Raw genomic sequence first — 12,605 nt, 5'->3', positions numbered from 1 at the left:
CCTTGCGGATTCGGTACGTGCCGTAGTACGGAGGCGAGGGTGCCCGTGCGGGTGGCTTCTTCGCCCCCGCCTGGTCGAGAATGTGTCAGGAACTGCCCGCCGCTTCCGCAGCGCTTCCGCGGTTTTGAGCGGCGACCATGGTGACGAGGGTGTCGATCAGCTCTTCGGCGGTGGTGTGCCATTTGTCGCCTTCGAGCTGGCCGGTGAGTTCCATGCCGGCGATGCCGTCGGCGCTGGCGAGGAGTAGGGCGGCGTATCGGCGGGCGTGGTGTTCGCCGGTCACGGCGGCGACTACTTGCAGGGATTCGTCCTGCGTGGGCTGGGCAGCCCGGGCGAACGCGGTGGGATCGCTGGCGGGGCTGCTGAACATCAGACGATAGAGATGGGGTTGGCGGCGGGCGAGGTTGATGAAAGCGGCGAGGAGGGCCCGCAGCTTTGCGGCCGGTGTGAGGTTGGGGTCTCGGTGGATGGCGCCAATTCGTTGACCGAGTTCGTCCCAGGCATGGCTGCCGACCGCGATCATGAGGTGTTCTTTGTCCGGGAAGTGCCGGTAGGGGGCCCCACGGGTGACCCCTGCCCGCGCTCCAACGGCACGGAGGGTCACGGCTTCGAGGCCGCCGTGGTCAAGCAGCTCGGCCGCCGCTTCGAGCAGGGCCTGGCGTGTCGCGGCGGCCGTTTCAGCGCGGATCATCCGTTCATCCTATGGCCGGGTTAGGACGCCTTTGCCGACCGTAGACGAAGGGTTGTGGCTACCAGCCCCTGAGGCTGCTACGGCTGCTCGGCCAGTGACTCGAGGTGGTAGCCCAGGTTTCGTTCGAAGTCGTCGATCCCGGTCTGGGCGATGAGTTTGCCGACGGCCCGCCCTCGAGCCTCGACGCCAGGTCCCGTGGTGGATCGGGCGGACTCGACGAACGACGCCAGCAGGTTCTCCTCCGGCGGCAAGGTGGAGCGGTTCACCTGGGTTTTGACCGCCGTGATGGCTTGCTTGTCGAAGCTGGCGATACGCCGGGCCACAGCGTTGACGAAGTCGTCGAGTTCGGCGTCGGGGATCGCGGCCGACCTCGGGCTGGCAGAAGACCGCCTGTTCCCGGCTGGCGTAGCGCAGGTCGAAGGCGGCGGTGTACTCCGCGCCGCCGCCACGGGTACGTCCCCGGATCGACGCGATGCTGACGAACGGTGCGGCAGCCAAGCGCATGCCGAGTTCGACGAACCCGGGCAAGGGCCCGCTGCCGGCCATGTCCGCGATGGCCGGGATCTGGTCGCCGTCGACGTGGTTGAAGAAAAATCCCGGCGTTGCGCTGTCGAAGATGACGACGCTGGCCTGTTCCTCGCCGCTCAGACGGTCGACGACGTCCAACAGTTCAGCCACAGTGTCCGCGCCGATCAGGTTGAACGGTGGACTGGCGAACGTGACTCGACGTGCCTTCGACGTCTGGTCATCCACTGTGAACTGCTTCATGGAGATTCCTTTCGCTGGTCGGGTGGCGTAGACGCGAGGTTCAGCGGCCCAGGGCGTGGGGCTGCGCCATTTGCCGGAGTCCTTCTTCCACGGTGATCGCCGGCTGATAGCCCAGTCGAAGTCGTGCGCGGGTGATGTCGTAGACGCGGTCGCGGCCCATGAACGAGATGATCCAAGGGGTGAGCGGTGGTGCGGTGGCGCTGCGACGCGCTTTCGCGGCGGTCTGCATGAGCGTGGCCAGAGGTGAGGCGACTGCCCGGGGAACGCTGTTGGCCGCGCTGACGTCGACGCCGCGGGTGGCCAGCAGAGGGGTGAAGAAGTCGCGGGCGGGCCGAGGGCTGCCGTCGGTGACGTAGCAGATCAAGCCGTGATCCCCACGGTCGAGCGCCAGCGTGATGATGTGGGCGAGGTTGTCGACGTGGCAGAAGTCGACCATGTGCCGCCCTCCGTCGATCCAGGCGAATCGGCCGGCTTCGACGGAGTCGATGAATCCCTGCAAGGTGTGGGTCATGCCCTGGCCCCACAGGAACGGCGGCCGGATGACGACCAGGGACGTGTTCCCGTGCGGCAGGGCAAGCAGTTCCTGCTCGGTGCGGAGCTTCACGCGGCTGTAGGCGATGTTCGCCTTGCCCGTGTCAGAGTTTTCGTCGACGGTGTGGTCGTGATTGGTGCCGGTGGAGACACTGGCCGCGGACACCAAGACGAATCGCTTGACCCGTGCCTCCACGGCGACCTGGTAGAGGGCGCGGGTCGGCAGCAGGTTGCGGTCGACGAAAACCTGGTCGGGTCCCCAGAAGGCCATGAAGGCCGCCGAGTGCACCACGGCGTCGACCTCGCTGAGAATCTGTAGCCATGCAGGCCCGCTGCCGGACTTGACCAGGTCCAACAGGTCACCGCTGACCGGGAGCCCGCCGGCCGATGTGATCGCGTCCGCGGCCGCCGCGGACCGCGCGAGCGCGTGCACCGTGTGCCCGTCGTTGACCAGCCGCCGGAGGATTGCTCCTCCGGCGAAGCCCGATCCGCCCGTGAGAAAAATTTTCATCGATACTCCTCGACGATTGCGTGGCCCCGGCGATGCAAGATGACGGCGTCATCACAGCCAGCGTAGGCAATCGAGATGACACCGTCAACGCTTTGGGATGACTTTGTCATCACCGGGTAGCTCGTTGCCGACTCAGGCCTCCTCGAACGCCAACAACCCGTCGAGGAATCGACCGAGGATGCAACAAGGGCCTCCTGGCTCAGCCACGATCACGGCGGAACACACACAGCCATCCCCACTCCCGGCCCTACGGGCGCGGCAACCTCGAGCCTGCCGCCGTCACCGGCCGGCACCCCGGACACGATGTGCGAGACACGCGGAGCATGAGCGCTCAACCGAGCGCGGGGGCGGGTATACGCGCAGTGCCGTCGTACCTCTTGTTGCGCGGGCGCGGCCAGGTCACTCTCATCCGCCCGCCAACCGGAAGTAAGCGGTAACGACAGTCGTCGCTGCGCGGTCACGGCGTCCGGCGTACGCGCATTGACGGGACGGCATCCGGGCGTCTCAGCCTTCCCTGCATCGCAGGCGCGCCAGCCTGGTGGTACCTCGTCTGATTCTCCGGCAGGAGCCTCGCCGTGGTCGGCACCGCAGCCTGGCCGTCCAGACCATCAGCCGTCGGACGCAGGCATGCCGCTCGTCGATCCTCACCGGCCGCAGACCTGGCCGCCGGTACCGCCGGCAAGTCCACCATCGAGACCCGCGGCACGGACGGGAGGATCTCGCCGGTGGTGGCTGTTCGGTGGGATCGCGGGAGCATTGGTCCTGTTGCTCGGGATCGCGGCAGTGGTGTTCGTGGTCAGGTACATGTCCGACTCCCGGCGTCGGCCTTGCGCGGAGCCGCCGATCGGATCCGCTCGGCCCCCGCGGTCCAGGTCGCCGTGACCTACCGGGACGCCGGCGGACACACCATCAACGGCCAGTTCACCATCACCGGCGACAACCTGGCCAGCGGCACCATCACCGACCCGCTGGGCGGCCGCGCCGACCTCGTCGTCAGAGCAGGGACCTCCGCCGTCCGCGGCGACGCCGACTGGTGGGCCCGCCGCTCACCCAAACAGGTCCACGCCATCACCGGCCAATGGGTACGCCCCGAACCCGGAGTCGCCTTCCCATTCGACATCGCCGCCGTCCTCAACCCGACCGCCCTCGCCCGACGGGTGGAGTCGCTCGCCCACGCGGCCCGCCGCAACGACGAGCCCACCGAAGACGACGACGACAGGAGTCAACCCCAACGCCCTCGTCCAGATCGACCCCGGCTACATGCCTTCCGTACTCAAACTGCTCGACCAGATGACAGGCCACGTCAGGGCTGGCGACACCACCACCGGACCCAACACCGTCACAGCGATGGACACCGCCATCAGAGCCGGCATGCTCTTCTGTCAACCCGGATCCCGGAGCAAAGATCGGGTTTCGACGCGAAGTTGAGCAGGCGGGGCAGCGCCTGTGGAGCCTGTTCGGGTATGCCTCGCGTAAACTCGGCCGACGCAATCCAGTCGGACATGCCATCCCGGGAAAGACCGTCCAGCGGCACCACGAAGAGCGACCAACTCACCGCCGCAGTTTCGCATCCGTGGACCGCCTCGGCGAAGTTCAGCCGCGATCCGATCGCTACCCTGGCGTGACAGCCCGTAACAGCGGCTCGACATGCGGACATGCCGATGAGCGTGTGTCGTGTGGTGGCCAGGTCTGGGCCTGTATCGCGTTGACCTGTGCCGCTCTCGGCCCGGCGCTTATGCAGCAGCACGTACCGCCGGGGTCACGACATAGCCGGGAAGCTGATCTCGACGGTGAGCCCGCCCTCGGGATGCGCGTGGGCCGTGAGCACGGCGCCGTGGGCGACGGCGATCGCCCGCACGATCGACAGGCCCAGCCCGTGGTGGGTGTCGTCGGCCACCCGCCGCATGCGCTGGAAGGGTTCGAACAGTCGGTCCATCTCCTCAGCTGGTACCACCGGACCCGTGTTTGTGACGACCAGGAGCGCCTGGCCGGCGGCGAGGCGGGTGGCCACCTCGGCCACCCCGCCGGGAACGTTGTAGTGCGCGGCGTTGTCGCACAGGTTGGCCACCAGCCGCCCGATCAGCATCGGATCGCCGAGCAGCCGGGCGGGCCGGATCATCGTTTTCACCCGCAGCCCGTGTCGGTCGAACTCGGCCGCCCGGTCGCGTACCGCCTGCTCGGCCAGCCCGGCGAGGTCCACCGGCTCCGCCCGGCCCCGGCCGTGCTCGCTGCCGGCCAGTGTCAGCAGCGATTCCAGCAGCCGGCCCCGCTCCCGGTTGACCGCGATCAGGCGTTCGAAGTTGGCCCGGTACGCCTCGACGGTCGCGTCAGGGTCGATGAGCGGCTCCTCAAGCAGGGCGTGCTCGACGGTCAGCGGCGTGCGCAGCTCGTGCGCGGCGTTGGCGACGAACCGCTTGTGCCCGTCCAGCGCGATCTCCAGCCGGCCGAGCAGCCCGTCGACAGTGTCCGCGAGGTCCTTGAGCTCGTCGCGGGGACCCGCCATCGCGAGCCGCTCGTGCACGTTGCGGCCCGATATCTGCTGCAGGCGCCCGGTCATCGTGCGCACGGGGTGAACAATCCGGCCGGCGATCACCCAGCCCACCGCGAGCGAGAGCACGGCCATGATGGCCAGCGCGATGCCCGGCAGGATCAGGATTTCCGACTGGTACCCGCTGAGCCGGACCACCGCGGCGGAGGGCAGGCCCGGTTCGACGCTGACACCCTGCGGCGCGGGCGCGTCGGCCGGTGGCAGGGTGCGGGACAGTCCAACGACGATGAGCAGCAGCACGATGCCGGAGGCGACCGACGCCGCGCAGTACAGCAGCGTGAGGCGCCACCTGAGCCGGTTGACCCGCATGTCAGATCCGGTAGCCGGCGCGGGCGACCGTCACGATCAGCGGCGGGTCGCCGAGCTTCGCCCGGAGTCGGTTGATCGTCGCCTTGACCGTCGTGGTGAACGGGTCGGCGGCCTCGTCCCACACCCGGTCGAGCAGCTCCTCCGCGGAGACCACCCGGCCCTGAGCGGTGAGCAGGTGCTCGAGCACGGCGAACTCCTTCGGGCTCAGCGCCAGCCGCGCCCCGGCCCGGGTGGCGATCCGCTGCGCCGGGTCGAGCCGCACGTCGCCGTGCACGAGGACCGGCGGGGCGGCCGGACGGGAGCGGCGGCCGACCGCGCGGATCCGGGCCACCAGCTCGACGTAGGCGAACGGCTTGGGCAGATAGTCGTCGGCGCCCAGCCCGAGCCCCTCCACGCGCTCGGCGACGGTGCCCGAGGCGGTCAGCATCAGCACCCGGCTGAGCGACTCCCGGGCCACCAGCGCGCGGCACACCTGGTCGCCGTGCACGCCGGGCAGGTCGCGGTCGAGCACGACGACGTCGTAGCCGAGCACCGCGGTGCGCTCCAGCGCGGCGGCGCCGTCGTAGGCGACGTCGACCGCCATCCCCTCGCGGCGCAGCACCCGCGCCACCGAGTCGGCGAGCGCCACCTGATCCTCGACCACGAGCACCCTCATCCGCCGAGGGTATCCGCGCCGGCGTCACAGTGCGGTCACAGCCGCGCGGACCGTGCTGTGACCGCCGGCTGGCTAGAACTGGCCCCACATCTACTCGAGATAGGGGATCGCACCGTGGCGACAGCAACGACACCGGTCATCGAGGCCGGGGGGCTCGGCAAACGGTACGGCCGCACGACCGCCCTGGCCGACTGCACCCTGCGCGTACCGCCCGGGCGGATCGTCGGCCTGGTCGGCCCCAACGGCGCCGGCAAGTCCACGCTGCTCGGACTGACCTGCGGAATAGTCGCGCCCACGACGGGCAGCATCGAGGTGCTCGGCAACCGCCCGGGGGGCGGCGCAGCCCAGTTGGCCAGGGTCGGGTTCGTCGCGCAGGACGCCCCGGTCTACCGCGGCCTGTCGGTCGCTGACCACCTGCGGCTCGGCGCTCGGCTCAACCCGCGCTGGGACCGGCCGCTCGCCGAGCGGCGGGTCAAGCGGCTCGGCCTCGACCCCGCGCAGAAGGCCGGCCGGCTCTCCGGCGGGCAGCGCGCCCAGCTGGCCCTCACCATCGCCGCCGCCAAGCGCGCCGAGCTGCTCATCCTCGACGAACCGGTCGCGGCGCTGGACCCGTTGGCCCGCCGGGCGTTCCTGCGCGACCTGCTCGACTTCGTCGCCGAACTCGGGGTCAGCGTCGTGCTGTCCTCGCATTTGCTCGGGGACCTGGAACAGGTCTGCGACCACCTCATCGTGCTGGCCGCCGGCCGGGTCCAGCTGGTGGGCGACGTCGCCGACTTGCTGGCCGTGCACCACCGGGTGGCCGGTCCCCTGCCGCCCAGCGCCGAGCGAATTCATGAGGACCTCGTGCGCTGCGACGCCGCCGTGCCGGGCGCGCAGCCAGTCGACCTCGAGGACCTGGGCATGGCATATATGACCCGCGCCGCGGTCGCGTCGATCGGCGGTGCGGCATGATCTGGCTGACCTGGCGGCAGTTTCGGACCCAGGCCCTGGTCGCCGCCGCCGCGCTGGCCGCGGTCGCGGTCTACCTGGTGTACCTCGGCTTCCGCATCCGCGACGACTACACCGAAGTCGTGGGCTGCCAGCCCAGCGACTGCGCCACCGCCCGGCACGCTTTCAACGAGGCATACAGCGGCCAGCTCACAATCATCAGCGTGCTGCTCCTGGTCACCCCCTCCCTCATCGGTACCTTCTGGGGTGCGCCCCTGATCACCCGGGAGCTGGAGGAGCGGACCGACCGCCTGGTCTGGAACCAGAGCGTGACCCGCACCCGTTGGCTGGCGACCAAGCTGGTATTCCTCGCGCTCGCCAGCGTCGCGGTCACCGGCCTGTTCAGCCTCCTGCTCACCTGGAGCGCGAGCCGCTACGACCAGTTCATCGGAGACCGCTTCGTCGCGTTGCACTTCGCCACCCGCAACGTCGTCCCCCTCGGCTACGCCGCCTTCGCGTTCGTCCTCGGCACCGTCATCGGACTCGTCATGCGCCGCACGCTGCTGGCCATGGCGCTGACCTTGGCAGTGTTCACCGTCGTCCAGCTGATCGTCGTGCCCAATGTGGTCCGCCAGCACTTCATGACGCCGGTGACGACCACCGTGGCGTTCGACGAGGACGCGATGAGCCGGTCGGACGCCTTCGGCATCAACGACCACGGCGCCGTGATCCTGGGCTACACCATGGCGGGCGCCTGGTCCCTGTCCGAGGAGGCCAAGGTGCTCAACGCCGACGGCACCCCATACACCAACCAGCAGGCAGTGGCGTGCGAGAAGGACCGGCAGGCCGAGAACATGGCCTGTATCGCCCGCCAGAACCTGCACTTCAGCTACACCTACCAGCCGGCCGACCGCTACTGGCCGTTCCAGTGGATCGAACTCTCGATGTACCTCGGGGTCACGCTGCTGCTGGCCGCGTTCGGCTTCTGGTGGATCCGGCACCGCTCCAGCTGACGCGTCTGAGCCCGCCCCCGGTTCCCGGGGGCGGGCTCAGGGCTTGCGCTACACCGAAATGCGGGTCTTGCTCGACGGGCCGAACGGCTCGCATCCCCAGTCCGAGTGGCGGGCACTGAGCGTCGGTGAGATCGTGCCGCCTCGCTGCCGCTACCCTGGGCACGAGGTCTCCGGAAGGTTCTCGGTTTGCTTGGTCGCTAACCGATCTACCGGAGACCTCAACCTTTATCGATCACCGCCACGCCGGGCCTACCTCACATCCCACAAGCCCTTACGAAACACGGTCTAACCCAACAACCCAGCCAGCCCCGGGCGGCGCCACACCGGCACCGCCCGGGGCGTCGTTTCACCCGGCCCGATACGCATCCAGCCCGACAACACGTGACCATCCCGGCCCTTCAGAGGAGGTAGACGATCATGTGCTCCCAATGTGCTCCCAATGTAAGGGGCAACAAAACAACGGCTCGTTACCAGAATTCTGGTAACGAGCCGTTTGAGCTGCTCATATAGCTGGTGGGCGATACTGGGTTTGAACCAGTGACCTCTTCCGTGTCAAGGAAGCGCGCTCCCACTGCGCCAATCGCCCTCGTCTTGGTGCCGAGGTGGAGACGGGATTTGAACCCGTGTACACGGCTTTGCAGGCCGTTGCCTCGCCTCTCGGCCACTCCACCGAGGTTGCCCCCGACATGCGTGGCGGCATCTCCGAGCGGACGACGGGATTCGAACCCGCGACCCTCACCTTGGCAAGGTGATGCGCTACCAGCTGCGCTACGTCCGCTTGTCTCCGGCGCTTCCCGGTGACGAATGAGAACTTTAGCCGAGCCCGGCAGCAGATGCCAACTCGGGGTCCCCCTGGCGGGTCGGCTCCGGACAGTAACGTTTTGCTCACTGGTTTTGATCTTGGATTTGGGCGTCCGGGGATGTTCCGGGTGACGCCCCGCACGTCGGCCAAAGCATCCTAGGAGCCTGGATCGGAGATCATCCGGCCAGGATCCCGCCACCCCCGGGCTCGGCACCGAGCCGGCCGCGGACCTTGTCGCCTGCTCACTTCAAGGCCGGCGGGGTGTCTTCTTGTTGACTCTTGTTCATCGACCAACATGCCGGACGGTCACTCCCCGTATTCACGGCCATGCGTTACGGTAGCCGCGTGACGAGACGTGCGGCAGAGGTCCGCCTTGATTCGCTGCTGCGCACGGCGTGCGACGTCATCGTGGAACGCGGGCTCGCCAACACCCGTACGGCGGACGTCGCGAACGCCGCCGGGGTGAGTCAGGCCCTCGTCTTCTACCACTTCGCGACCAAGGAACGACTGCTGGCGCGGGCCTTCGCGTACGCGGCGGAGCAGGACCTGGCCCGGCTGGACGCGGTCATGCGCTCCGCCGCCCCGCCGCTGACCAAGCTGAAGCGGATCATCAAGTTGTACTCACCGGCCGGCCGGTCCACCTCGTGGGCCATGTGGATCGACGGCTGGGCGGAGTCGTTGCGCACTCCGGAGCTGGAAAAGGTGTCCCGGCGGTTGGACCTGCGCTGGAAGCAGGATCTGACCACCATCATCGCGGCCGGCGTCCTCGACGGGACCTTCACCTGCGCGGACCCGGCCGGCGCCGCCTGGCGGATCAATGCCCTGATGGACGGGTTGGCGGTCCAGGTGGCGGTGCACGACCGGGTGATCACCCGCCGCCAGCTCACCGAATGGGTACGCCTGGCCACCGCCCGGGAGGTCGGCCTGACCCCCGACCAGCTGGACTGATCCGGCCGGCGCAGCCGGACCCCGAAGCCGAGCACCCCGCCAAAACCGCCCCCAGAACGTTACAAATGCCTCACAATCGGGCTTATGGATCCGCTGGAGCTCTACCGCCGCAGTCTCAACGAGTTCACCGCACGCGCCACCCAGGTCAGTTCCGACCTCTGGTCGGCGCCGACCCCGTGCACCGATTGGTCCGTCTACGACCTGATCAGCCACGTGGTCAGCGAGGACCGGTGGACCGCGCGACTCATCGCCGGCGCCACCATCGAGGAGGTCGGCGACGAGCTGGACGGTGATCTGGTCGGGTCGGATCCGGCCGGCGCCGCGCTGGCCGCCGCCGCGGCGGCCGACCTGGCAATGAGCGAACCCGGCGCGCTGGACCGTACGGTGCGGCTGTCGGCGGGCCCGACCCCGGCCGTCGAGTACCTGCGGCAGCTGATGACCGAGCACCTGGTGCACGCCTGGGACCTGGCGGTGGCGATCCGCGCCGATCCGCGGCTGGACGCCGAGGTGGTGCACGAGGCGAGTTGCTGGTTCGTCGACCGGATGCGCCTCTACCAGGAGGGCAACCTGATCCGGCCCGGGATCGACGTACCGGCGGGGGCCGGGGAGCAGGACCGGCTGATCGCCTCGTTCGGCCGCGACCCGGGCTGGCGGCCGCCGCGGGCCGCGGCCCCGGCCGGCGCGACCGCTCCGGCCCGGGCCACGGCCTCAGTCCGGGCGGCGGGCTGACCGGCGGTCGCGGGCCGGCGGATGGACGTTGGCCAGGGCCGGGTCGCCGCCGTAATGGGCGAGCACCCGGTGGTCCATGATCCGCCGCCACAGCGGCGGGACCAACGCGACCAGCACCATTGTCGCGTACCCGGCCGGCAGTTGCGGCGAGACGTCGAAGGTGCGCAGGGCCTGGTAGCGCCGCAGCGGATTGGCGTGGTGGTCGCTGTGCCGCTGCAGTTGGAACAGGAAGACGTTGGTGACCGTGCGGTCGCTGTTCCAGCTGTGCCTCGGGTCGACCTTCTCGTAGCGACCGGCTGCGGTGCGTTGCCGGGCCAGCCCGTAGTGCTCCAGGTAGTTGACCACCTCCAGCAGGGAGAAGCCGACCACCGCCTGGGCCAGCAGGAACGGCAGTACGCCCGGCCCGAAGACACCCACCAGCGCGACGGACAACACAAGCGTCATCGACCAGGCGTTGAGGATGTCGTTGCGCCAGGTCCAGGGCGTGCGGCCGCGGATGCGGAACCGGCCGGTCTCCAACCGCCAGGCCGACCGCAGGCTGCCCAGCACCGTACGCGGCCAGAATCCCCAGTACGTCTCGCCGAGTCGGGCACTGGCCGGGTCCTCGGGCGTGGCGACCCGGGTGTGGTGGCCCCGGTTGTGCTCGACGTAGAAGTGCCCGTAGCCGGTCGGTGCCAGGGCCACCTTGGACAGCCACCGCTCGGCCCGCTCCCGTTTGTGGCCCAGTTCGTGCGCGGTGTTGATGGCGATGCCGTTCACCACCCCCACGGTGGCGACGAGGCCGACCCGGTCGAGCGCACCGACGTCACCGGACGCCCAGACCGCGCAGCAGACGATCAGCGCGGCGTACTGCGCCGGCAGGTAGAGGTAGGTCAGCCACCGGTAGTAGCCGTCCCGCTGCAACCGGGGCACCGCCTCGTCGGGCGGGTTGCGCCGGTCCTCGCCGATCAGCAGGTCGACGACGGGGATCAGGACGAAGACCAGGGCCGGGGTGAGGAACCAACCCACCGCCCCACCCCCGGCACGCCAGACCAGGTATCCCACGAACGGTAGGACCGGCACGACCAGGGCGAGCGGCCAGAGGGGTTTGCGGGCGTCCCGCCAGGGCGCGGCGCCGGCCGCCGGTTCGGTGCTGACAGCCATCGTGGGCCTCCCGTCGGTCGCCTTCGGACCGACTGTGGCACCCCACCGCGCGATTTACAAGAAGAGATCTTTTGTAAAGTTGACGGACGCGGGATACCGATGCTGTCCACCGCGACGCCGGGGAGTGGCGGCCGGCGTACCCGGGTCAGCGGCGCATCCGCGCCGTCCCGCGCCGCCCGCGGCGGGGTGGGGCCTGCATCCAGCTCGGCGGCGCACCGGCGGCGACCGCCGCGACCTCGTCCACCGGCTTGACCAACCGGCGCAGCCGGAGCAGCAGGCCGGCGCCGAGGAAGACCAGCAGGCCACCGATCAGGAAGGCGATCTGCACCGCACCGATCCCGCCGCTGGCCGACGCCCGGTCGGCGCGTCCGGTACCGCCGCCGGTGCCGGCGGCCGGGCCGACGGTGGCCTCGGCGCTCGGTTCCTCGGTGGGCGCCGGTTCGACCGACTCGGTGGGGCTCGGCGCGGCGGACGGAGCGGCCGTGGCCGCCGGCGGCTGGGCCCGCTCGCTGATCACCTCACGGCTGGCACTCTGCCGGGCGAGCACCCGGGACCGTTCGTCGAGCGCCTGGACCTCCAGAGTGATCTTGCCGTCGGTCACCTCCTTGGCGACCGCAATCTGGTAACGCGCCGTGACCGTCTGGTTGCGGCACAGCGTTCCCGGGTCGAACTGCCGGTCGGTGAGGCGCGCGGCGTCCCCCTCAATCCGGACCTCGAACGGGAAGGAACCGCTGTCCTCGATCCGGTCGACGCCGACCTGGTCCAACCGCAGGCCCTCCACCCGGACCACCATCGACCAGCGGACCTTGAGACAGTCGTTGGCGTTGCCGGACTGCTTGCTCACCACCGCCGTCACGGTGGCGGGCCGGTCGCCGGGCGTGAACCGGCCCGGCAACTCGGTGAGCGCCGTGTCGAAGCCGGGCGCCGCCACCGCCGGCGCGGCGGCGAGCAGTCCGTAACCGGTCAGGCAGATCAGCACGGCGCCGAGCCGTACCGGTACCCGCCACGCCCTCATCACGCCCCCGTTCAC

The 12,605-nt window shown here is 69.6% G+C and carries 12 protein-coding genes and 3 tRNA genes; 5 read left to right on the top strand and 10 right to left on the bottom strand.

Annotation, left to right across the window (positions count from 1 at the left end):
• Positions 1–85: 85 nt before the first annotated feature.
• From ACFOX0_RS05640 to ACFOX0_RS05630, 3 genes are read right to left on the bottom strand one after another with little or no spacing between them, the layout of a single operon-like run.
• A complete protein-coding gene (locus ACFOX0_RS05640; RefSeq protein ID WP_377542458.1) occupies positions 86–691 on the bottom strand; it encodes a TetR/AcrR family transcriptional regulator in 606 nt (201 codons plus the stop codon).
• A gap of 9 nt (positions 692–700) precedes the next feature.
• The gene (locus ACFOX0_RS05635) at positions 701–1,459 is read right to left on the bottom strand and encodes an enoyl-CoA hydratase/isomerase family protein (RefSeq protein WP_377542457.1); all 759 of its coding nucleotides are present in this window, start codon (positions 1,457–1,459) and stop codon (positions 701–703) included.
• A gap of 40 nt (positions 1,460–1,499) precedes the next feature.
• A complete protein-coding gene (locus tag ACFOX0_RS05630; protein ID WP_377542456.1) occupies positions 1,500–2,501 on the bottom strand; it encodes an NAD-dependent epimerase/dehydratase family protein in 1,002 nt (333 codons plus the stop codon).
• Positions 2,502–3,379: 878 nt separating this feature from the next.
• Between ACFOX0_RS05630 and ACFOX0_RS05625 the strand changes: the two genes are divergently transcribed.
• Complete coding sequence (locus ACFOX0_RS05625; RefSeq protein WP_377542455.1) at positions 3,380–4,126, top strand: hypothetical protein; 747 nt, start codon at positions 3,380–3,382, stop codon at positions 4,124–4,126.
• A gap of 134 nt (positions 4,127–4,260) precedes the next feature.
• Here ACFOX0_RS05625 and ACFOX0_RS05620 read toward each other — a convergent pair whose 3' ends face one another.
• A complete protein-coding gene (locus ACFOX0_RS05620; protein WP_377542454.1) occupies positions 4,261–5,358 on the bottom strand; it encodes a sensor histidine kinase in 1,098 nt (365 codons plus the stop codon).
• Position 5,359: 1 nt separating this feature from the next.
• Positions 5,360–6,013, bottom strand: coding sequence for a response regulator transcription factor (locus ACFOX0_RS05615; RefSeq protein WP_377542453.1), 654 nt, complete (start codon positions 6,011–6,013; stop codon positions 5,360–5,362).
• A gap of 114 nt (positions 6,014–6,127) precedes the next feature.
• On the opposite strand from ACFOX0_RS05615, the gene ACFOX0_RS05610 reads away from it, so the two are divergent.
• Complete coding sequence (locus ACFOX0_RS05610; protein WP_377542452.1) at positions 6,128–6,964, top strand: ABC transporter ATP-binding protein; 837 nt, start codon at positions 6,128–6,130, stop codon at positions 6,962–6,964.
• Complete coding sequence (locus tag ACFOX0_RS05605) at positions 6,961–7,953, top strand: ABC transporter permease subunit (RefSeq protein ID WP_377542451.1); 993 nt, start codon at positions 6,961–6,963, stop codon at positions 7,951–7,953. Before ACFOX0_RS05610 ends, ACFOX0_RS05605 begins: the two co-directional genes overlap by 4 nt.
• 511 nt (positions 7,954–8,464) lie before the next feature.
• On the opposite strand, the gene ACFOX0_RS05600 is transcribed toward ACFOX0_RS05605, so the two are convergent.
• The 3 genes from ACFOX0_RS05600 to ACFOX0_RS05590 form a co-directional block, all read right to left on the bottom strand.
• A tRNA-Val gene (locus ACFOX0_RS05600) sits at positions 8,465–8,539 on the bottom strand.
• Positions 8,540–8,553: 14 nt separating this feature from the next.
• Positions 8,554–8,624, bottom strand: a tRNA-Cys gene (locus ACFOX0_RS05595).
• A gap of 34 nt (positions 8,625–8,658) precedes the next feature.
• A tRNA-Gly gene (locus ACFOX0_RS05590) sits at positions 8,659–8,731 on the bottom strand.
• Between the two features lie 369 nt (positions 8,732–9,100).
• On the opposite strand from ACFOX0_RS05590, the gene ACFOX0_RS05585 reads away from it, so the two are divergent.
• Complete coding sequence (locus ACFOX0_RS05585) at positions 9,101–9,703, top strand: TetR/AcrR family transcriptional regulator (RefSeq protein ID WP_377542450.1); 603 nt, start codon at positions 9,101–9,103, stop codon at positions 9,701–9,703.
• An 84-nt stretch (positions 9,704–9,787) separates the two neighbouring features.
• A complete protein-coding gene (locus ACFOX0_RS05580) occupies positions 9,788–10,432 on the top strand; it encodes a TIGR03086 family metal-binding protein (protein WP_377542449.1) in 645 nt (214 codons plus the stop codon).
• Here ACFOX0_RS05580 and ACFOX0_RS05575 read toward each other — a convergent pair.
• Both ACFOX0_RS05575 and ACFOX0_RS05570 read right to left on the bottom strand, forming a co-directional pair.
• Positions 10,412–11,575 (bottom strand): alkane 1-monooxygenase, encoded by a 1,164-nt coding sequence (locus ACFOX0_RS05575; RefSeq protein WP_377542448.1) that lies wholly within the window; start codon positions 11,573–11,575, stop codon positions 10,412–10,414. The two genes, ACFOX0_RS05580 and ACFOX0_RS05575, sit on opposite strands and share 21 nt — an antisense overlap.
• Positions 11,576–11,720: 145 nt before the next feature.
• A complete protein-coding gene (locus tag ACFOX0_RS05570) occupies positions 11,721–12,590 on the bottom strand; it encodes a hypothetical protein (protein WP_377542447.1) in 870 nt (289 codons plus the stop codon).
• Positions 12,591–12,605 lie beyond the last annotated feature (15 nt).

The sequence above is a fragment of the Micromonospora zhanjiangensis genome, assembly GCF_042650605.1.
Lineage (GTDB): Bacteria > Actinomycetota > Actinomycetes > Mycobacteriales > Micromonosporaceae > Micromonospora_J > Micromonospora_J zhanjiangensis.
Note: the sequence above shows the minus strand (reverse complement) of the source record. Positions and strands in the feature narration are given on the sequence as shown.